The organism is Mangrovibacterium marinum, assembly GCF_003046625.1.
Taxonomy (GTDB): domain Bacteria; phylum Bacteroidota; class Bacteroidia; order Bacteroidales; family Prolixibacteraceae; genus Mangrovibacterium; species Mangrovibacterium marinum.
Genome location: NZ_QAAD01000002.1, coordinates 317,440 through 336,240, shown reverse-complemented (window position 1 = coordinate 336,240; position 18,801 = coordinate 317,440). Strand labels below are relative to the sequence as shown.

Here is an 18,801-nt window from a genome sequence, read left to right as displayed (position 1 = left end):
AAATCATAGTACATCCTTTTTTTTGTGAAACATCAAGGATGTGAAAATCGAAAGAATAATCCCGAAAGCCTATACGTTATCGTGGAGACGGATACATACAAATCCGCTGGATTTGATTAGCCGATTTCGTGCAACAAAAAAACGACCCCATTTCCGGGGCCGTTCTATATTGATTGAAAATAATGCTAAAGACGTGTTTGTAGTTGGCTTAAGCCACCACTTTTTGCACCAGCGAAATGGTGATGTAGCTGATGATGATCAGCGGTAACCCATATACGTTGAGGCTTACGAATAAGGCCACGCAAAGCAGTAAAAACAGCAGACGAATCTCGTTGCCTTTCCATTTCAGGTTTTTAAATTTCAGCGAGAACATCGGAATTTCCGAGATCATCAGCGCCGAAATGATGGCGATTGCTGTCAGCAGGTTAAAGCGGTTCAGGATCACCTGGTCCAGCGCTGCGTTGCTGCCCCAGTCGACAACCACAGCCAGCGAGGCGTAAAACAAGGCATTGGCCGGGATGGGCAAGCCCAGGAAACTTTCGGTTTGGCGGGTGTCGAGATTGAACTTGGCCAGACGGAAGGCCCCGGCAACAGGAACCAGCAAAGCCGAGAACAGGAAAACCCATTGCAGCCAGCTAGCTTCAATATTTAGGAGCGGACGAACTTCGCCAAACATGGCCAACTGCAACATCGCAGTCAGCATGGCGGCCGGTGCCAGGCCAAAGGATACCAGGTCGGCCAGCGAGTCCATTTGTTTACCAATTTCGGAGTAGGAGTGCAGCAGGCGTGCAGCCATGCCATCCATAAAGTCGAATACCGAGGCCAGGGCAATACAGATAGCAGCCCAGCCCAAATAACCTTGCACCCCCAGAAACACGGCCACACTACCGGCTACCAGGTTCAGCGAGGTGATGAAGTTAGGAACCCAGAAAAAGAAATTGCGAACAGTTTTCATTAGCTTAACTCTCCAATAATGGTTTGCGATCCGGTTACTTTGTCGCCCAGTTTTACCTTCAGTTTGGTGTCCAGCGGCAGGTACAAGTCCACGCGCGAGCCAAAGCGAATGAAGCCCATCTCCATATCTTGGGTCACTTGTTGGCCATCTTCCAAAAAGTTGAGGATGCGGCGGGCAACAGCTCCGGCTACCTGGTTGGCCATAATCTCGCGACCGTCGGCCAGTTGGATGGCTGTGCAGAAGCGTTCGTTTTCCTCGGCCGATTTGTCTTTAAAGGCGGCGTAAAATTCCCCTTCTTTATGCTTCAGAAAAGTAACCTTGCCCGGTACCGGTACCCAGTTGATGTGCACATTCAGCGGCGACATAAAGATTGATACTTTCAGGCACTTCTGTTTCAGGTAAAGGTTTTCCTGCGTTTCTTCAATCACACAAACCTTACCGTCGGCAGGGCAAATTACCTGTTTGGGGTTCAATTGCACTTTGCGGTTGGGGTAGCGGAAGAATTGCAAAACTAAGACAAGGATAACCAGGGCTGTAAGGCTGAGCAGGCCACTAACGATTGGGATGCTGACAAACAGCCAGCCAATCAGGTTCAATGCCAGCGCAATCAGGATGGTATTGCGGATAATTGTTTTTCCCGCCGGATGAAATCTCATGTATTTTGTTGGTTTAAATTGATATCAGTTGATGGGCTGCTGCGCCAAACGACCGTTAATCTTCCGTATTCAGCCGGTTGTGCACCGCAAGCCATGCGCTGCAAAAATAAGTAAAATTGCAATGCTTTGCCGGGTTTCAATTTAAAAGAAGCTAAATGAAGACCTCGAGGTAGCATACAAACACCGGGATGGCAAACAGCAGCGAGTCGAAGCGATCCAGTATTCCGCCATGGCCGGGGAAGATGGTACCGCTGTCCTTCACCCCAAATTGCCGCTTAATCATCGATTCGGTCAGGTCGCCCAGGGTGGCCGAAACCACAATCAGAAAGCCCAAAACGATCCAATGCAACATCGAAATTTCGGTGATGTAACGCGATAGTAAGGCCGAAACACCCACTGCCACCAGGGTTCCGCCAATAGCGCCTTCCCACGATTTTTTTGGCGACACGCGCTCGAATAAACGGTGCTTGCCCAGGCTCACGCCAAAGAGGTAAGCCCCCGAGTCGTATACCCAAATAAGAATGAGCAAGGCTAAAAACAGTTTTGGGCTGTAGTGTCCGTGGAATTTCGAGAACACCAGGTAATTGCTCAGACTCAGCGGTACGGTGGCATAAATTAAGCCGGCCAGGCTGATGGCAATATTTTGAAGCGAATGCTTTTTGTTGGCAAACAGTTCGTTGATAAAGGTTATCAGGATGAAGGGAAAAATGCTGAAAAACCAGATGGCTGAGATCCGTTCCGAGGCAATCAGAAAACTCAAAATGAAGGCCAAGGCGCCGGTGATGGAGGCCAGCACCCGATGCGGTTTGAAGCCTGTTTCGCTGGTCACGTTGAAAAATTCGTATAAGGCGCCAATCAAAATGGCTAAAAACAAAATGCCAAAGGTGTATTCGCCCAAAAACAAGCCGGCTAAAATAACGGCAACGAAAATAAGACCGGTGATGGAACGCGTGAGTAGGTTTTTCAATTGATTAAGTTTTTAAGAAGGTTGAGAGCTTGTTCGCGGTCGTTCTGATGCACATAAACTTTCATTTCGCCAAAGCTCGGAATTGCCGAGTCCTGTTGGTTTAGCACTACACAGTTCACGCCGTTGTCGGTCAGCAGGTCGCGGGCAATTTCGGCCTGAAAGGGAACAGTTGTCCGGTAAATTAACACAAAATCTTTTTCCATGGTGTGGGTTAAAACGGTTCGTCACACAACAAAACAAGCAGCTTTTTAGGACCATGCATACCCATCACCAGCGTTTTTTCGATGTCGGCGGTCCGACTCGGGCCGGTAATGTTGGTGATTGAGCTGGGCAGCTTTCCGTGGTATTTGGCCTGTATGGCCATCATGGCATCGTCGAGGTACTTCACCAGCTGACGTTGATGGGCAACCACCAGATGGGTTTCGGGGAAAACATGCAGCCTGCGTCCCGAAGGGCTGGCCGAGCTGATCATGACCGAGCCCAGGTGAGCCACCAAGAACTCGCAGCCGGTTATGCCGGCGTCGAGCTGCAAAAATTCATCTTCGTTTTGCTGAATGTTGACTTGGCCACTCAGTGCTTTTTGCAGTTGCGGGTCGGCACAAAACAGGTTTTGCCAGTTTTCCTCTTTCTGCAGTTGGGCAATCAACCCAACAGCTTCGGACAGGTTTTGGGGGCGCAACACGGTGCCGGCTACCAATTCTAAATTTTCCTGAAACCAGTCGGCCAGGCTGCCGTTGGGTTCGTGATATATGGGCGATCCGAAATCCGGTTGCGGAATCAGTTGTTCCGGCCGGCTTTCCCGGGCTTGTTTTATACGGGCTAAAATATTTTCCCTTGACGACATGATGCGGTTTTATTCAGTTTTTTCTTCAATGTTCGGACTTTCTTCCACGGGGGGCAATGGCTTGTTTTCGGTGGCATTACCATTACCCGGCAGCTCGTCTTTGTGCCAGGGGCGTTTCCCGAAGATGGTTTCCAGATCTTCGCCAAAAATCACCTCTTTTTCCAGCAGTTTCTCGGCTAGCTGGTGGTGTCCTTCAACATTTTCTTGCAGCACTTTTAGCGCACGCTGGTACTGCTCGTCAATCATGATCTTGGCTTCGGCGTCAATCAGTTCAGCGGTTTTTTCGCTGTATGGCTTGGTGAAGCCAAAGTCGTTCTGGCCGGTTGAGTCGTAATAGCTGAAGTTACCAACCTTATCGCTCATGCCGTAAATGCTGATCATGGCATAGGCTGTTTTGGTCACCTTCTCCAGGTCGTTTTGCGCTCCCGACGAAATGTTGCCGAAAGCCAGCTGTTCGGCAGCGCGGCCTCCCAGGGTCGAACACATCTCGTCCAGTAATTGCTCTTTGGTTGTGATGGAGCGTTCTTCGGGCAGGTACCAGGCAGCGCCCAGGGCTTTACCGCGCGGCACAATGGTCACTTTTACCAGCGGGTGAGCATGTTCGAGCAACCAGCTGATGGTGGCATGGCCTGCTTCGTGATAGGCGATACGCTTTTTCTCATCTTTCGAGATGATTTTATTTTTCTTTTCCAAACCGCCTATAATCCGGTCAACAGCATCCAGAAAGTCTTGTTTGTTTACCTTGTCGTGGTTGTTACGGGCGGCAATCAGTGCGGCTTCGTTACAAACGTTGGCAATGTCGGCACCCGAGAAGCCGGGGGTTTGCTTGGCCAGGAAGTTTACTTCAACTTCTTCAGCCAGCTTTAACGGCCGCAGGTGCACCTTGAAAATGTCGCGACGTTCGTTCAGGTCGGGCAATTCAACATGAATCTGGCGGTCGAAACGTCCGGCACGCAGCAGGGCGCGATCCAGAATGTCGGCACGGTTTGTTGCCGCCAGGATGATAACACCCGAGTTGGTGTCGAAACCATCCATCTCGGTCAGCAGCTGGTTCAGGGTGTTCTCGCGTTCATCGTTCGATCCCATATTGGGGTTTTTTCCCCGGGCGCGGCCAATGGCGTCAATCTCGTCGATGAAGATGATACAGGGCGATTTTTCTTTGGCTTGTTTAAACAGGTCGCGAACACGCGATGCACCCACGCCGACAAACATTTCCACAAAGTCGGAACCCGACATGGAGAAAAATGGTACGTTGGCTTCGCCGGCAACCGCTTTGGCAAGCAGAGTTTTACCGGTTCCCGGAGGACCTACCAGCAGCGCTCCTTTGGGGATTTTACCACCCAGCTTGGTGTATTTCGAAGGGTTCTTCAGGAACTCCACAATTTCTTCAACCTCCTGCTTGGCTTCCGACAAGCCGGCAACATCTTTAAAGGTTGTGTTTACCCGCGAGTCTTTGTCGAAGACCTTGGCCTGCGATTTTCCGACACTGAAAATATTGCCGGCGCCACCGCCACCGGTTCCTTTGCTCATGCGGCGGAAGAACCACAGATATAGCGCTATAATCAGAATGAAGGGGAAGATCCATCCCAGAATTTCACCGAAATAGTTGGTTTCGGTTTTCCACTCAATACTTAAGCGTTGCGCTTCGGGAAGATCTTTCTGCGTGTCCTTGAACTCGTTGGCAAAAACATCGGCCGGGCCGATTTCAAAGTAAAAGTGAGGACCGATTTTCGATGGGGTATTGAAACCTGTATTCAGTTTATCGGCGTACTTTTGGTAGCTGGTTTCCTTCAGGGTAATCCGGGCTTCGCGTTCGTTTACAACAACCAGCTTGGCAATGTCGCCGTCTTTCAGCATGGTTTGTTTTACTTCCTGCCAGTTTGTTTGCACCGGCCCGCTGCCAAAACTAAAATATTGTACAGCCAGAAAGACCACGATAGCGATCCCGTAAATCCAGTAGGGGTTGAACTTGGGAGGTTTAGCCCCCGGTTTCAGATTGCCCAGATTCGGACGTTTTTTGCTTTTGTTATTATTTGATTTATTGTCAGCCATTATTTACTTGTTTTCAATATTTACTTCTTCAACTAAGGCGTCGGCCCAAAGGTTCTCCAGATTGTAAAAATTACGGGCCTCGTACTGAAAGATGTGCACCATAATATCGGCATAATCCAGCAAGATCCACAGCGAATTCTGATAGCCATCCTTATGCCATACTTTCTCGCCGGTTAGTTCTTCAACTGTTTTTTCAACCGAGCGGGCGATGGCATCCACATGGGTGTTCGAATTTCCGTGACAGATGATGAAATAATTACATTCGGAGTGATTGATTTTCCGGAGATCTATTTTTACAATGTCCAATCCTTTGTTGCGGTCGATGCCTTCAATAATCGCGTGGATAAGATTTTCGCTATCCTTCTCTTTCTGCGTTTTTGCCATAGATTTTTATTAGAGATACAAAGATAAATTTTTTCGCTTATTTTGATGTTTATTCTCGTTTCGGGTAATAAACTGAAAATAAAAAAAATAGTTTGTTCATATTTGTTAAAAAGCTCAAAAATGAAGACTTCTGTTATTGGTCGAACGGTTGTGCTTTTGGAACGGGTGGCCAGTACCAATAACTATGCCACCAGTCAAGTTCGTGAAAATGAAGTAGAAGAGGGTACTGTCTTTTTGGCAGTGAATCAAACTTCGGGGCGCGGGCAACAAAGCAACCGTTGGGAAAGTGAAGATGGGAAAAACCTGACTTTTTCAATTGTTCTGCATCCTGATTTTTTGGAAATCAAGGATCAATTTCTGTTATCGAAGGCCGTTTGCCTGGGCATCGATGCCTTTTTGCGTAAGTATGTCGATCAGGTTTCTATTAAATGGCCAAATGATATTTATGTTGGCAACAAAAAGATTTGCGGCATCCTGATCGAGAATGCGATCATGAATGGTCGTTTTAGTTCGTCGGTGGTTGGTATTGGATTGAATATCAATCAGGCGACCTTCGTTTCTGATGCACCCAACCCGGTATCCCTGTTTCAATTAACCGGTCAAACATTCGACCTGAAAGCTGTTTTGCAGGAGTTGCTGGAACAAATAGACCGTTACTATTGTCAATTGATCGACGGCAATGTAGGTGAGATTAATCGCTTGTTCGAGGCTAAACTCTTTCGGCTAAATAGTTGGCATACCTTTCGGGATGAAAACCATGAATACCGCGGTCGCATTATCGGTGTAAATGAAATAGGTCAGTTAAAGGTTGAAGAAGAAAGTGGCCTGGTGAATGAGTATCATTTTAAAGAAGTCTCATATTTGATATAAGTTTAATATCTTTGAAAATCAGGGTAGGGTTGATGCCCAGCTAACTGGACTTAGTAAAAAACGAAAATACATCATAGACTATGAAACACAATTTTTGGGTGATTCAGCTTTTTGCAGGACTACTGCTACTGATGACGGCCTGTGAAAAAGACGAAGAAACAATTGTAGATGGCAGCGACAAGATTGATGCAGCGACTTTAGCCACGAATGGGTGGATTAAGGATAACATGGAAACCTTCTATTTGTGGAACGACCGGATGCCCGATGTTGATGAGACACAGGAGGAAGATCCAGCCCTGTATTTTGAGAAATTGCTTTATACCGACGAGGACGAGTGGTCGTGGATTACCGATGATTATTCCTCGTTGGCAGCCGACTTTAGCGGTGTGCCGGTAACCATGGGCTTTGAGCCGGCTTTCTATTTGTTTAGTGATAATACAAGCGTGTTTATTGTCGTGAAGTACGTCTACCCGAACTCACCGGCGGAAGAAGCCGGTTTGAAACGTGGAGATATCATCCTGGAAATTGACAATACAGCAATGACCACCGATAATTATTACGATTTGTATTCCGGCAGTAGTTATTCCGTTCAATTGGGGCTGCTGTCGGGCAGCTCTATCGGATTGTCGGGAGCTTCCTATGATCTCACGGCTCGCGTTGTTTCTACTGATCCCTCGGTCTATCACACGGTACTGGATGCCGATGGTACCAAAGTGGGTTACCTGGCGTATGTTGAGTTTGTTGCCGGCGATGATGACAAGTTTTTGAGCTCGATGGACGAAATTTTCGATGACTTTAAAGCGGAAGGTATTCGCGATCTGGTGGTGGATTTACGCTATAACCCGGGAGGCGAAATTGACGCTGCCAGCTATCTGGCTTCAACTATTGCTCCGGCCAGTGTTGTCACCAATCACGAGACGCTAATCAATTTGCAGTTTAACGATGACGTGCAGGCTGCTTATGAGTATTATTATCCCGACGAACTTTATTATTCGTTTACCGATACCACTACTGTAAATATGAATTTGGGGACGGTGTACTTTCTGACGACTTCGGGAACGGCTTCGGCCAGCGAATTGCTAATTACCGGCCTGGCACCGTACATGAATGTTGTGCAGATTGGCGAGGCAACTTACGGCAAATATACCGGCATGTACGTGTTACCCGACGATAACGAAGAATGGTGTATGCTTCCTGTGGTCATGAAATATGCCAATGCGAATGGTTATACTGATTTTAGCGATGGCCTGCAGCCCGATTATGAAATCTTGGATGATCTTCTGGAGACTGTCCCGTTTGGCGATCCGGCCGATCCGATGCTGGCCCAAGCTCTTAGCTTAATTACCACCGGAGCTCCTGTGGCAACCGCTTCTGTTAAATCGGCTAAAATGAAATTGATCAGTCGGGAGTTGAATCCGGCAAAAATGGAACTGAAGCGAAACTTATTTGTTCCGCATGGAAAAGTGATTTCGGAATAGGATAATGTGAATGAATACAAAGAGTCCCGCCGATGTTAATTGGCGGGACTCTTTGTATTCATTCGTTTATTGAAGCCGGATTAAATGAGTTCTTCGGGGTTAATATCCGAAATGTCCAACAGGTTGTTCATGATCGCATAAACGGTTAGCCCCGAGATGGATTTGATATTCAGCTTTTCAGTGATGTTTTTGCGGTGCGATATGACGGTATGGATGCTGATGTTCAGTTTGTCAGCCATTTCTTTATTCGACAAGCCCAGCGCAACCTGACGGATGACATCTTTTTCGCGTTGGGTGAGGTCGCCATTATCGGTATTGCTTGTTTTGGTTTTGCTGGCCGATTTGCGAATTACCTGTACCAGTTTCTGGATCTCCAAATTGGAGGCCAGTACATTCAAATCGTAATCGTAGCCGTCGGTGACACCCTCGGTATCGGTTGATGCACTGAGACTGATCAGGAAAAACTGGTTGTTTTTACGCAGGCGTTCTTCCGTTTCTACGGGCAAAACCAGTCCCTTCTGAATGATAACAATGATCAGGTTGTTGGTGATGGCTGCAAACGAATTCAGATCGTTAATGGAGCTCAGCTGGGTGATCTCCATTTTGAAATATTCCTGTAAAATAAGCGCCAGCCCTTTCCGGACTATTTCAGAGGGATGAATAATAAATACATTCTCTTCCATTACCGGGCAGCATTTGTTTTGAGTTCCTCTTCAATCCGTATGACCTGCTTGATTAAGATTAGATCCTCGATGCGGGCATGGTCGAATAAATCTTTTTCAAACTGAAACAAGGTGTTCAGAAATTCAACCATCGCGCTGGGATCGTAGGTGGGCTCCAGGTATTTAATTACCAGGTTTTTCAGGTCGCTAAGCTTTTCTTCCACACTGGTATGTTCGTCTTCATATTTCCGAATAGATTTGCCTTCGGTGAGCACCCGGTTGTGGTACAAATCAATGATGTACGGAAAAACTTTTTCATCTTCCTGGGCCAGATGGATGTGTAACTCCGTCTTGAATTTTTGGTAGAAGCTGCTGATCATCTTCAGGCTCGAGCAATTCTCGGCACAGGTTTGCATCACTGCCGCCAGTAAACGCTCAATTTTGGGCAAAACATACTGGTTGTAATAGCGGTGCGTGGTTTTCAGATAGTCGATCAACAGTAGGGGCGAGAAGGACAGCAGCTCGTCTTCGGGGAAATAATTCTCGTTGGTGTAAGTGTTTACAATGGCCAGGAAGAAATCGGTATTGACATTTTTCTCCAAACAGATTTCTTCAATTGTCTTCTCCTTAAATCCCAGTAGAATACCAAAGCGGTTGATCACCGGTATCAGATTGGAATTGGTTGCAACCAACGAACTTATTTTGTTGTCTTTTGTGAATATTTTCATTCCTTTTTCGCGTGATTAGAGCTTGTTGATGGCGAAATCAGTGCCACTGCTTTGTAAAACATTTTTTCGGCGAAATTGATTAAAGCCGCGATAAAATAATACCGATTTGTAGTTGAATAGATCGTTAGAGTGGTTTTCAAATATCAGGCATCACTGTCCCCAAGTGTTTCTGTTTGTGAATTAGCCGATGAAACGATCTAAGTTGCAAATGCCTCAGCATTATCGCACCACGATTCGTTTTTCCGCTTGTTTGGTCAACTGTCCGAAGGGTTCAGCCTTGAAATTGTGTGCCTGAAGGATCTGTTCGACCTGCTGTTGGGCATCGGGCTCAACAGCAATCAGTAAGCCTCCGGAGGTTTGGGGGTCGCACAGAATGAGGCTATCCTTCTCGTTTCGCAGTTGGATGCCGCAGCCGTAACTGGCCCAGTTGCGGTGTGTGCCGCCCGGAACGCAATTTTTGTCAATATAGTCCTGTACATCATCGAACAGTGGAATTTTGTCGAACTCAAGTTCGGCCGACAGCTTACTGCCTTCGCACATTTCGGTCAGGTGGCCCAGCAGGCCAAAACCGGTAACATCGGTCATTGCGCGGATGCCGGCAACATCGGCCAGCTCGCGACCGATACTGTTCAGTGTTGTCATCGCCTCTACGGCGACATCGGCGTGTTCAGCTTTTAGTTTTCCTTGTTTTTGAGCAGTGGTAAAAACACCAACACCCAGGGGTTTGGTCAGGTACAGTAAGCAACCTTCCGTGGCGGTGTCGTTACGTTTTAGTTTGCTCAAGTCAACCTGGCCGGTAACTGCTAATCCGAAAATTGGCTCGGGGCTGTCGATGCTGTGGCCTCCGGCAAGTACAATGCCTGCCTCGAAACAAGCCTGACGACCACCTTCCATCACTTTTTGAGCTGCTTCGGCGGGAATTTTATTCACCGGCCAGCCCAGAATGGCGATGGCCAGCAAGGGAGTTCCCCCCATGGCGTAGATATCGCTGATGGCATTGGTGGCTGCAATCTTGCCAAAAGTAAACGGATCGTCGACAATGGGCATGAAGAAGTCGGTTGTGCTAATGATGGCCGTTCCGTTTTGCATATCGTAAACGGCTGCATCGTCGCGACTGGCGTTGCCAACCAGCAAGCGCGGGTCGTTAATCTGCTCCTGCGCGTGATGCAGGATATTACTGAGTACTTCGGGCGAAATTTTACAGCCACATCCGGCTCCGTGGCTGTATTGAGTGAGTTTTATTTCAGACATGGTGTGTCGTTTTTTGTAAAATTTTTGCGGCATTCACTTCAGCGTTTGTACTTTCCAGGGCTATGGTGATCACCGTTGCCCGGTCGCGGGCGTTCATTCCTTTTTGGTAGGCCTTGTCGTAATAGAACAGGGCGATTCGGGTTACTTCATTCAAATCTCCTGCTTCCAGCGATTGGAGAGCTGTTTTAACGGCCAGGCCACCTAGGCGTTTGTGTATGCGTTGAATGGCCCCCGCAAGCTCGTCGGTTTTGCATTGTCCATATTCGGCTACAAGCTTGTTTGTTCGCTCTTCAACAGGGATGTCCAGAAAGAGAAGCGGCAAGCTGCGTATTTGTCTGAAGAGATTGATCGGAATTTGTACCCTGCCAATGTTGTGACTTTCATCTTCAAGCCAGATGGGCTTGTTGAAATCCAGCTGCCGGAATGCTTCAAACAGGTTGTTTTCGAATTGTTCCACGGTGGGTTGTTCCTGTTGTCCGATTCCTCCAAAGGCCGATCCTTTATGATTGGCCAGTTTTTCCAGATCAATCACCTGTTCGCCCTTAGCCTGAAGAACTTTCAGAATTTCGGTTTTTCCGCTTCCGGTATATCCGCCAAGTACATTTAAGCGAAATGGATGATCGAAGGTTTTCAGCGCGTGGTTGCGGAAGGCTTTGTAGCCTCCTTTGATGGTATATACTTCGCGGAAATCATTGTCGGCCAGGTGTTGTGCAAACGAAGCACTACGCATGCCCCCCCGCCAGCAGTGAACGACAACGCGTTTGTCGGCCGCAATTGCTGCCGAGCGGTTGATATAGTGCTGGAGTTTGGGGTTGACCAACTGGTAACCCCTTTCAATGGCTTTTTCGCGCGATTGATGAACGTAGATCGTTCCAATTTCGGCTCGCTCGTCGTTGGTAAATAACGGAATACTGTGAGCTCCGGGGATGTGTCCCTTTTGGTATTCGCCGGGCGACCGAACATCAATTAGCGGTAAGTTTGCATATCCATTGAAATATTCATCGATGGTGAGTTGTTTTACCATTTTTTTTGCTGTTCAGATCGAATTATAAGTGACTGTTAACGATAGGGGAGCTGAGTGAGCATATCGGCCAGTTGGTTAATCCCTTTTTCCAGCTTTTTATTAACCATCATCTTGATCATCATGCTCATTTCGGCATGCAGGGTTAATTTAATCTTCGACTGGTAAGGGGTTACGGGCAGCAGCTGAATCCAAAAGGTGATGCCGATTGGCAATCCGCCCGAGCTGTTTATTTTGATGGTCTTGCTCGGCTCACGGTCAATGATGCGTATTTCGGCTTGTCCCATACCCGATATGTTGAAACGACAGGAGTCGTTGTCGGACTCGAAATCGGACACCTGGATTTGCGGCACCGATTCATTCATTTTTGCCAGCAGCCCTTCATTGACATAAGTTGAAAGGTTCTCGAAGTTGGATAAGTAGTTATAGACGATATCCTGGTTTTGCTCGATGACTTTAATATCGCTTACATATTTCTGCAATGCCATACTTGTGTAATTGTTTTGTGGTACAGCTCAATGGTGTACCTGGTTTATGAACCAATAGTTAAAAACATAAAAATCCCCGACAGGGCCGGGGATTGCTAAAGATATACTAAATATTGTCTGGATTATTTTCCCCAGTTGGCCGGATCTTCACGCCATTGGTTCAGCGATTCGAGTTGGCTTTCTTCAATTTCACCCGACTCCAGGGCTACTTCCAACAGGGTTTGATAGCGACTTAAAGTGGTCAGTTCGATGCCTGCTTTTTCGAAAGCTTCTTTGGCTACCGGGAAGTTGTAGGTGAAGATGGCTAACATACCCAGGATTTCGGCACCGCCGGCTGTTTGGATAGCCTCGGCTGCTTTCAAGCTGCTCACTCCTGTTGAAACTAAGTCTTCGATAATCACCACTTTTTGTCCGGCTTTCAAATCTCCCTCAATCAGGTTTTCCAACCCGTGATCTTTGGGTTTCGCACGCACATAGATGAATGGAAGACCGAGTTCTTCAGCAACCAACACGCCATGAGCGATTGCGCCTGTTGCAACTCCGGCAATCACTTCTACCTGCGGATATTTTTCGCGGATGATTTTGGCAAATTGCTTGCAAACAAAGGTTCTGGCTTCAGGGTACGACAACAATTTGCGGTTGTCGCAATATATGGGAGCTTTCCAGCCTGAGGCCCATGTAAATGGGTTTGAAGGTTGGATTTTTATTGTGTTAATTTGTACGAGCTTTTTGGTTACTTCCAATTGGATGTCTTGCATAATGGTAAATGTTTTTTCTGAATACAGCGCAAATGTACAAAGTTTTTTTTAATGAATGCCTGATCCTTCTTCAGCCTGAAAATAAGAATTTACGTTCAGGTAACATTGAGCAAGTGATTGATATAGAACGTGTTTCATCCTTTATGGCTTTGCTCGAATCGCTTGATGGAGCGAAATGTGTTGAAGAACCTGTTTTTAACTGTTTGATAAAAAGTGAATTGATTGAAGCGGTGATTTCATCGATGGTGCAACTTCCGGCGGCGGGAGGGCTTGTGCGCAATCCGGCGGGCGAGATTTTGTTTATCAAGCGATTTGGCCGATGGGATTTGCCCAAGGGCAAGATTGAAAAAGGTGAGCGGGTGGAAGATGCTGCTGTTCGCGAAGTTGAAGAGGAGTGCGGCATTCGCCAGCTGAAGCTGGTGAAGCAGCTGCCATCAACCTTCCATATTTACCGGTCGCCGTATTTGGCCGGGCCCGACAACTGGGTTTGGAAAGAAACCAGCTGGTTCGAAATGCGCTATGACGGCGGGGAGACTCTCGTTCCGCAGACCGAGGAAGATATTACCGAAGTAGCCTGGTTTGCGCCCGATGCACTGGCGCCGGTTTATGCTTCCACCTACGGAAACCTGAAGTTGCTGTTGGGCGATTATTTCGCCTGATTGCGAAAACGCTCCAGCTGTTTTTGTTTGAAGTAGCCGGCCAACTGGTGCGACAATCCATCCAGAGGGTTGAGCGCCGGCGAAGCCCATAGTTTTCCAGTCTCGTCAATCAGATACGAGCTAGGGAATGTTTTCACCCGATAGCTTTCGCGTGCTTCTTCGTTTACCGTAAAAAAAGTGCCTGCCCAGTGTTGCTGCAAAATCAACTCTTTCTTATCGAGATTGGCTTCCGGTAGCAGGTTCACAATGGTTAACTGTCCTTTAAACTGCTGCTCTATTTTGGCCAGCTCATCCAGCTGTTGCCGACAAATTGGATTGGTAACGCTTGTAAAATGCAAATAAGTTAAGTGGCCGTTGAAATTGCTGAGCTCCTGTTCTTCGCCCTCAAAATTGGTGATGCTGATGTTTGGAGCCATTGTTCCGGGGCTTAGGTAGCGTAGTTTCTCACTTAGCCGTAGTGCCAGTTTCTTGTCCGTAGCAGGCCAGTTGCTTTGTTGAATTTTATCCAGCAGGTTTAGCATGGTCGCCGGACTGTAGGTGTGCTGGTAATAAGCGTCGTTGATGCCTTTCATAATGACCATACGGCTGAGTTCGTGCGACCATCCTTTATTTTGTGTCAGGTATTGCTCAATTCCGGCGAGATTGGCCGTTCCCACCAGCACTCTGAAGTTTGTGCCATTGAGTTGGTTGCTTTCGGTGTTGAAATAATTCGAAAACTGTTGGTTGAAAAGCTGGCGAAAAGGTGGCAGATTGAAATTCAGCGGGGGATGATCCAGATAGCTTTTAATGAATTCGTTGCTTTTAGCCTGGTTTACGGCAAAGCGAATGGAGGCATAGCGGTAGAACTTGTATTGCTCAAAATAGGGATTGTCGTTATGGGGAAAGGAGCGGCTAAGCTTCGCGATTAACGAATCGGCTGCCGGCTGCGATTTATCCTTAAATAGTTGGTTGAAATATTGGCTTTCCAGCGCGCTGTAGCTTTGTTCAAACACCCGGATCAGATGGTTGATGTCAGTATCGTCCGAGTTTTGAATGCCCAGGCTTACCAGCTGCGGCTGAAAAAAAGGGTTTTGTTTTTCGGACTCGCTAAGCGGTTGAAAAGGAGGAAGAACCACTTGGTAGTTTTTTCCCGGCTCCAGGTAAATTTCGGCTTGCCAACGGTCGAAAGCCGCAAAACAATGCGAGGTTCCCGAGAGTTTGACTGCCGTTGAGAACGATCCATCGGGAAGGATGGTTATCGTGCCGATTTTTTGCGGCTGGTTGGTTAGCGGCTCCGTTTGTTGCAGCAGTGCAATCCGGCGGCCGGCATACTCCGGAGCTAATCCGCTTAAAACAGTTGGCAGCGATTGCGCAAAAGCAGATGCACAGCCCAGCAATACAAGTAATACCGCAACGAACCTATTCATGGTCTAAGGTAAATTCAGCCATATCCAAGCCCGAAGGGATAAACATGCTGGCATCGCCCCCATGAAGAATAATGTCGCGAACAATCGACGAATTAACAGGGGTGTGTTCCGGCATCGTCAGCAAAAAGACCGTCTCTATCTCCGGAAAAAGTTTCTTGTTCATCTGCGCAATAGCCCGTTCGTATTCGAAGTCGGCCGAGGTTCTCAAACCACGGAGAATGTAATTGGCATTCACCGATCGGGCAAAATCAACCGTTAAACCTTCGTGCGTGCGAACTTCAACCTTGCTTTCTCCTTTGAAAACCTTTGCAATCCATCCTTTGCGCTTCTCGAGCGGGAAAAACGACCGCTTATTGGTGTTAAACCCAATCATGATAATCACCTTGTCAAACATGGGCAAGGCACGGCGTACAACACTTTCGTGCCCGATCGTGAAAGGATCAAAAGATCCCGGAAATATGGCAATTCTCTCCATTTGTTTATTTTGAATCGATCACCAAATATAAACGATAAAATTCGGAATGCTGAAAGAATATGAGGTTTATTCTTGGTTTGCTTAGGTGGACTGCGGTAGTCGTCAGGCTAAGCTAGTCGCGTTTTGGGCGGTTAATTGTTGGCTTGAAATCGCAATGGATTAGCTATCTTTAAGCACCACAAATAAAAGGAATGGATTTAATCAACAGACGAGATTGGTTTAAAATAGTTGGTGTTTTGTTTTTCCTGGGGTTAGCAGGTATGGCACTTAGTGATGCAAAATCCCGAATATTGATTACTGATCCTGCTTATTATCTTTTTAATATCATTAACCGTGAGTCTTTTTTTGAAGCACACGGGCGGCTAACCGCAATCTTTAGCCAACTACTGGTCGTTGGAGGGGTGAAAATACAGTTACCCTTAGTTTGCCTGGTGCCACTTTATTCTGTATCCTTTGTCCTTATTCGAGTGTGTTATTTTTTCGTAGCAACGAGTGTTTTTAAAAATAGAACTGCCGGATTCACCATTATCGCTGTGACGGCTTTGGGAGTTGCCCATAGTTATTTTAGGCCCACTTCTGAAAGTTCAATTGCTCTTTTAAATAGTTGCCTTTTATATGCCTGGCTCAACTTTTACGATTGTAGATGGCAAAAAGCAAAGATGAGAAGCTGGAGGTTGGTGCTTGGAACCTTCGTTTTTGTCTTATTTGGTTACTTCACACATTCTATTGCCTATTTTTCGTTATTGTTTGTTATCGGATTCTTTTCTGTTGAGTCGCATAAATTAAAAACAAGTTATCCGTATTTGGCATTTGCTTTGACGTTAGCTGTGTTTTTCTGGCATATTTTGAATGTGGACAGCTCGGTCGAACATCAAAGTTTATATCATAATGCGTTTAATAATCCGTTAAAATTGATCGGCGACTTAGCAGACTATTATCCTGTTCGGTTTTTTATAAAACGCATGAATGACTTGTATTTTCCGCTATTGGTAATGTTGCTGATAAGTTTATCTCTCTTGGTTGTGAGAAGAAGGTATCTGTTATGCTTCCTGCTTGTATTCGCTTTTGCAGTGTATTTCGTTGTTACGTCTGCTGCTTTTAAGCAAGGAGATGCTGATATGCAGATGGAGAAGATTTTTTTGCCATTGGTGTTTTTCGTTGCTTTAAGTTTCGGAAGTCTGCTAAATATCGGAGAGACGCGATTATCGATGTATCTGCTTTCAGGCAGTACCATGCTGATTGCTATTGTTTTCTTTTTTGAAGTTGGTATGGTACGTTCGGTGTACCAAGGACGGATTCAATACCAGGTTGAGTTGATTGAGCATGTTAAGCAGAATAAAGAACGCAAATGGGTGATTACGCCGGATAAAATTGATACTGAGAGGATGATGTTTAGCTGGGCAAACGGAGTGGAAAGTCTGCTCTTGAGTGCGATGATGAATTCAGATCAGGCAGTGACGATTTTTGTAGAAAATAAATCAGAGCGTTTGGATCAGGAGATGGGGAAAACCGACAGTTTCCTGGCGGCTCCTTTCTACCTTTCGTACGGTCAATCCCAATTGAATCGCTTCTATTTTAATTTACCAAATCAGGCCTATGTATTTTGGCCGGAATAGTTTAGGCTGTGTCATTTCTTCGATTTCGAGAAGATAATTAAATCGTTTGATTCACTCCAGATCGAGAAGATTTCAGAATTTCTGTAAGCTTCGATTTTTTCAAGGTATTCGTCCTTTTGCAGGGGGTAGAAGCTTGTTGTGTTTTTTAACAAAACAATATATTCAGCATTTTTGATATTTGGGAAATGGTAAATTTCTTCACGATAAGCCAAATGTGGAGCTAAACTGTAATGGCAAGAAACCGCTGAATTTTGCGGGATTGTATTGAGCTGATGATTGATGGTCTGTATCTGGAGATTCGATTTATAATGGGTGGGGCTAAAAGGATTGGCTTTTACCTCTGTGTACCAGATCGACTTGCGGTGGAAAAATGTGTAAGTGGTGCTCGATGCCGTTAATACAAGAATGCTTAGCGTAACCGGATACAGCCATTTTTTGTGGTTTATTCCGGAGGTCACTTCAATAAAAAGCAGACTTAATATGGGAACAAATTCAATAGAATAGTGATAATTGATTCCCCACATACCCGGGTCATTACTTAACAGTTTCTGAAAATAGATCGGAACCAACATTACCAGAAAAGATGGTCTGAAGAGAAAAAGCCATCCCCCGGCCAGCAGAACCATTAAATGTAATTCTGTTTTAATGGGTTGATAGATGTCACCTTGCTTTGTGTTTGAGAAGAGCATTTTGACAGATTGAAAAGGCTCTAAAATAATTGTCTTTACAATTTCGCTAAGGTTATTGCCAAGGTGGCTGTATCGTGCAAGCTGGCCGGAGCTTTCGTAAGGTACAAAACCAGGCATAATATAGCTTGTTACGGTTACAAAGTAAATGATCGAAATCGCAATTGCTGCGGGATAGATAAGTTTCGTGAATCCGCTGAAACGTAGTTTTTTATCGATCCACAGCCCCGTGAAAATGAAGGCTAACCAAAGCGACATATTTTCGCGTGTTAGCAAGATTAGTATGCTAACCAGAAGCAGGCTTTTGATATTGCCCTTTTTGTTGAAAACAAATAGCCATGGTACCAGCATCGCCGCGATTACATTCAGATGAAAATCGAATGCCAAAGCCGAATAAATCCCCCAGATGCAAAAAAAATGGATCATTACAGTTTGTTTCGTGAACTCATTTTCAGTAAGTAATGAGCTATAACGATAGCTCCCGATTCCTCCGGCTATAATGAAAGCTACTTGAACGATTAGTAGCGTGTATGTTCCAAAAATGAAATAGAACGGTGCGAGTAAAAAAATAAGGGGAGAGAAATGATTGCCCAAACATTCTATAATGCCGGTTTCCTGAGGCGTTAGCCCCAACGAAAAATAACTCGTCTTAAAATGGGCATAGTTGTAAATAGCATGGTTGAAAATTCCTAAATCTAACGCACTTGTTCGATAGAAATAATGATTCAAAACAGGTATCGAAAGGAATAAAAGACAGAATAACAAAAGAATATAGTTTCGGGTGTTTAGGACAGATTTCGGGTTCATTGGTTAACATTATCTTTAAGGGAAATTGACAAGGTAAT

20 protein-coding genes are annotated in these 18,801 nt (G+C 46.0%); 4 read left to right on the top strand and 16 right to left on the bottom strand.

Features of this window, described 5'->3' with window-relative positions; all coding sequences use genetic code 11:
* Positions 1-208: 208 nt before the first annotated feature.
* The 7 genes from C8N47_RS03285 to rsfS form a co-directional block, all read right to left on the bottom strand.
* Complete coding sequence (locus C8N47_RS03285) at positions 209-955, bottom strand: CDP-alcohol phosphatidyltransferase family protein (RefSeq protein WP_107821084.1); 747 nt, start codon at positions 953-955, stop codon at positions 209-211.
* On the bottom strand, positions 955-1,611 hold the full coding sequence (locus C8N47_RS03280; protein ID WP_107821083.1) for a phosphatidylserine decarboxylase family protein: 657 nt from the start codon (positions 1,609-1,611) through the stop codon (positions 955-957). The genes C8N47_RS03285 and C8N47_RS03280 overlap by 1 nt, the downstream gene beginning before the upstream one ends.
* A 151-nt stretch (positions 1,612-1,762) precedes the next feature.
* Positions 1,763-2,578 carry a phosphatidate cytidylyltransferase gene (locus C8N47_RS03275; protein WP_107821082.1) on the bottom strand — a complete coding sequence of 272 codons (816 nt, stop codon included), beginning with the start codon at positions 2,576-2,578 and terminating at the stop codon, positions 1,763-1,765.
* The gene (locus C8N47_RS03270; RefSeq protein ID WP_107821081.1) at positions 2,575-2,781 is read right to left on the bottom strand and encodes a putative signal transducing protein; all 207 of its coding nucleotides are present in this window, start codon (positions 2,779-2,781) and stop codon (positions 2,575-2,577) included. Before C8N47_RS03270 ends, C8N47_RS03275 begins: the two co-directional genes overlap by 4 nt.
* An 8-nt stretch (positions 2,782-2,789) precedes the next feature.
* Positions 2,790-3,422: a LutC/YkgG family protein gene (locus tag C8N47_RS03265; protein ID WP_107821080.1), complete on the bottom strand. Its 633-nt coding sequence runs from the start codon at positions 3,420-3,422 to the stop codon at positions 2,790-2,792.
* A gap of 9 nt (positions 3,423-3,431) precedes the next feature.
* A complete protein-coding gene (gene ftsH / locus C8N47_RS03260; protein ID WP_107821079.1) occupies positions 3,432-5,474 on the bottom strand; it encodes an ATP-dependent zinc metalloprotease FtsH in 2,043 nt (680 codons plus the stop codon).
* A 3-nt stretch (positions 5,475-5,477) separates the two neighbouring features.
* Positions 5,478-5,858, bottom strand: a complete 381-nt coding sequence (rsfS, locus tag C8N47_RS03255) for a ribosome silencing factor (RefSeq protein ID WP_107821078.1) — start codon at positions 5,856-5,858, stop codon at positions 5,478-5,480.
* A gap of 120 nt (positions 5,859-5,978) precedes the next feature.
* On the opposite strand from rsfS, the gene C8N47_RS03250 reads away from it, so the two are divergent.
* Positions 5,979-6,728 (top strand): biotin--[acetyl-CoA-carboxylase] ligase, encoded by a 750-nt coding sequence (locus C8N47_RS03250; RefSeq protein WP_107821110.1) that lies wholly within the window; start codon positions 5,979-5,981, stop codon positions 6,726-6,728.
* A gap of 80 nt (positions 6,729-6,808) precedes the next feature.
* A complete protein-coding gene (locus tag C8N47_RS03245) occupies positions 6,809-8,206 on the top strand; it encodes a S41 family peptidase (protein ID WP_107821077.1) in 1,398 nt (465 codons plus the stop codon).
* A gap of 80 nt (positions 8,207-8,286) precedes the next feature.
* Here the strand turns inward: C8N47_RS03245 and C8N47_RS03240 are convergent, their stop codons facing one another.
* The 6 genes from C8N47_RS03240 to pyrE all read right to left on the bottom strand — a co-directional run bounded on the left by C8N47_RS03240 (position 8,287) and on the right by pyrE (position 13,114).
* On the bottom strand, positions 8,287-8,889 hold the full coding sequence (locus C8N47_RS03240) for a helix-turn-helix transcriptional regulator (RefSeq protein ID WP_107821076.1): 603 nt from the start codon (positions 8,887-8,889) through the stop codon (positions 8,287-8,289).
* The gene (locus tag C8N47_RS03235; RefSeq protein ID WP_107821075.1) at positions 8,889-9,596 is read right to left on the bottom strand and encodes a hemerythrin domain-containing protein; all 708 of its coding nucleotides are present in this window, start codon (positions 9,594-9,596) and stop codon (positions 8,889-8,891) included. The genes C8N47_RS03240 and C8N47_RS03235 overlap by 1 nt, the downstream gene beginning before the upstream one ends.
* Before the next feature lie 219 nt (positions 9,597-9,815).
* The gene (selD, locus tag C8N47_RS03230) at positions 9,816-10,847 is read right to left on the bottom strand and encodes a selenide, water dikinase SelD (protein WP_107821074.1); all 1,032 of its coding nucleotides are present in this window, start codon (positions 10,845-10,847) and stop codon (positions 9,816-9,818) included.
* Positions 10,840-11,871 carry a tRNA 2-selenouridine(34) synthase MnmH gene (mnmH, locus tag C8N47_RS03225; RefSeq protein ID WP_107821073.1) on the bottom strand — a complete coding sequence of 344 codons (1,032 nt, stop codon included), beginning with the start codon at positions 11,869-11,871 and terminating at the stop codon, positions 10,840-10,842. The genes selD and mnmH overlap by 8 nt, the downstream gene beginning before the upstream one ends.
* 35 nt (positions 11,872-11,906) lie before the next feature.
* Positions 11,907-12,356: a polyketide cyclase gene (locus tag C8N47_RS03220; protein ID WP_107821072.1), complete on the bottom strand. Its 450-nt coding sequence runs from the start codon at positions 12,354-12,356 to the stop codon at positions 11,907-11,909.
* Between the two features lie 122 nt (positions 12,357-12,478).
* The gene (gene pyrE, locus C8N47_RS03215; protein ID WP_107821071.1) at positions 12,479-13,114 is read right to left on the bottom strand and encodes an orotate phosphoribosyltransferase; all 636 of its coding nucleotides are present in this window, start codon (positions 13,112-13,114) and stop codon (positions 12,479-12,481) included.
* 32 nt (positions 13,115-13,146) lie between these two features.
* Between pyrE and C8N47_RS03210 the strand changes: the two genes are divergently transcribed.
* On the top strand, positions 13,147-13,773 hold the full coding sequence (locus C8N47_RS03210; RefSeq protein WP_170111269.1) for an NUDIX hydrolase: 627 nt from the start codon (positions 13,147-13,149) through the stop codon (positions 13,771-13,773).
* Here C8N47_RS03210 and C8N47_RS03205 read toward each other — a convergent pair.
* Together C8N47_RS03205 and coaD are read right to left on the bottom strand one after the other, a co-directional pair.
* Positions 13,761-15,179 (bottom strand): TlpA family protein disulfide reductase, encoded by a 1,419-nt coding sequence (locus C8N47_RS03205; protein WP_107821069.1) that lies wholly within the window; start codon positions 15,177-15,179, stop codon positions 13,761-13,763. The two genes, C8N47_RS03210 and C8N47_RS03205, sit on opposite strands and share 13 nt — an antisense overlap.
* A complete protein-coding gene (gene coaD / locus C8N47_RS03200) occupies positions 15,172-15,654 on the bottom strand; it encodes a pantetheine-phosphate adenylyltransferase (RefSeq protein WP_107821068.1) in 483 nt (160 codons plus the stop codon). Before coaD ends, C8N47_RS03205 begins: the two co-directional genes overlap by 8 nt.
* Positions 15,655-15,845: 191 nt before the next feature.
* Between coaD and C8N47_RS03195 the strand changes: the two genes are divergently transcribed.
* A complete protein-coding gene (locus C8N47_RS03195; RefSeq protein WP_146161414.1) occupies positions 15,846-17,270 on the top strand; it encodes a hypothetical protein in 1,425 nt (474 codons plus the stop codon).
* Positions 17,271-17,281: 11 nt separating this feature from the next.
* Here the strand turns inward: C8N47_RS03195 and C8N47_RS03190 are convergent, their stop codons facing one another.
* Positions 17,282-18,763, bottom strand: a complete 1,482-nt coding sequence (locus tag C8N47_RS03190; RefSeq protein WP_107821066.1) for a DUF2079 domain-containing protein — start codon at positions 18,761-18,763, stop codon at positions 17,282-17,284.
* Between the last annotated feature and the right edge of the window lie 38 nt (positions 18,764-18,801).

Excerpts from the sequence above, each read along its gene's own strand:
- mnmH (WP_107821073.1), bottom strand. The coding sequence starts at position 11,871 with ATGGTAAAACAACTCACCATCGATGAATATTTCAATGGATATGCAAAC.
- rsfS (WP_107821078.1), bottom strand. The coding sequence starts at position 5,858 with ATGGCAAAAACGCAGAAAGAGAAGGATAGCGAAAATCTTATCCACGCG.
- C8N47_RS03265 (WP_107821080.1), bottom strand. The coding sequence starts at position 3,422 with ATGTCGTCAAGGGAAAATATTTTAGCCCGTATAAAACAAGCCCGGGAA.
- C8N47_RS03220 (WP_107821072.1), bottom strand. The coding sequence starts at position 12,356 with ATGGCATTGCAGAAATATGTAAGCGATATTAAAGTCATCGAGCAAAAC.
- C8N47_RS03270 (WP_107821081.1), bottom strand. The coding sequence starts at position 2,781 with ATGGAAAAAGATTTTGTGTTAATTTACCGGACAACTGTTCCCTTTCAG.
- pyrE (WP_107821071.1), bottom strand. The coding sequence starts at position 13,114 with ATGCAAGACATCCAATTGGAAGTAACCAAAAAGCTCGTACAAATTAAC.
- C8N47_RS03190 (WP_107821066.1), bottom strand. The coding sequence starts at position 18,763 with ATGAACCCGAAATCTGTCCTAAACACCCGAAACTATATTCTTTTGTTA.
- C8N47_RS03245 (WP_107821077.1), top strand. The coding sequence starts at position 6,809 with ATGAAACACAATTTTTGGGTGATTCAGCTTTTTGCAGGACTACTGCTA.
- C8N47_RS03250 (WP_107821110.1), top strand. The coding sequence starts at position 5,979 with ATGAAGACTTCTGTTATTGGTCGAACGGTTGTGCTTTTGGAACGGGTG.
- C8N47_RS03240 (WP_107821076.1), bottom strand. The coding sequence starts at position 8,889 with ATGGAAGAGAATGTATTTATTATTCATCCCTCTGAAATAGTCCGGAAA.
- C8N47_RS03235 (WP_107821075.1), bottom strand. The coding sequence starts at position 9,596 with ATGAAAATATTCACAAAAGACAACAAAATAAGTTCGTTGGTTGCAACC.
- C8N47_RS03285 (WP_107821084.1), bottom strand. The coding sequence starts at position 955 with ATGAAAACTGTTCGCAATTTCTTTTTCTGGGTTCCTAACTTCATCACC.
- coaD (WP_107821068.1), bottom strand. The coding sequence starts at position 15,654 with ATGGAGAGAATTGCCATATTTCCGGGATCTTTTGATCCTTTCACGATC.
- ftsH (WP_107821079.1), bottom strand. The coding sequence starts at position 5,474 with ATGGCTGACAATAAATCAAATAATAACAAAAGCAAAAAACGTCCGAAT.
- C8N47_RS03195 (WP_146161414.1), top strand. The coding sequence starts at position 15,846 with ATGGATTTAATCAACAGACGAGATTGGTTTAAAATAGTTGGTGTTTTG.
- C8N47_RS03280 (WP_107821083.1), bottom strand. The coding sequence starts at position 1,611 with ATGAGATTTCATCCGGCGGGAAAAACAATTATCCGCAATACCATCCTG.
- selD (WP_107821074.1), bottom strand. The coding sequence starts at position 10,847 with ATGTCTGAAATAAAACTCACTCAATACAGCCACGGAGCCGGATGTGGC.
- C8N47_RS03210 (WP_170111269.1), top strand. The coding sequence starts at position 13,147 with ATGTACAAAGTTTTTTTTAATGAATGCCTGATCCTTCTTCAGCCTGAA.
- C8N47_RS03205 (WP_107821069.1), bottom strand. The coding sequence starts at position 15,179 with ATGAATAGGTTCGTTGCGGTATTACTTGTATTGCTGGGCTGTGCATCT.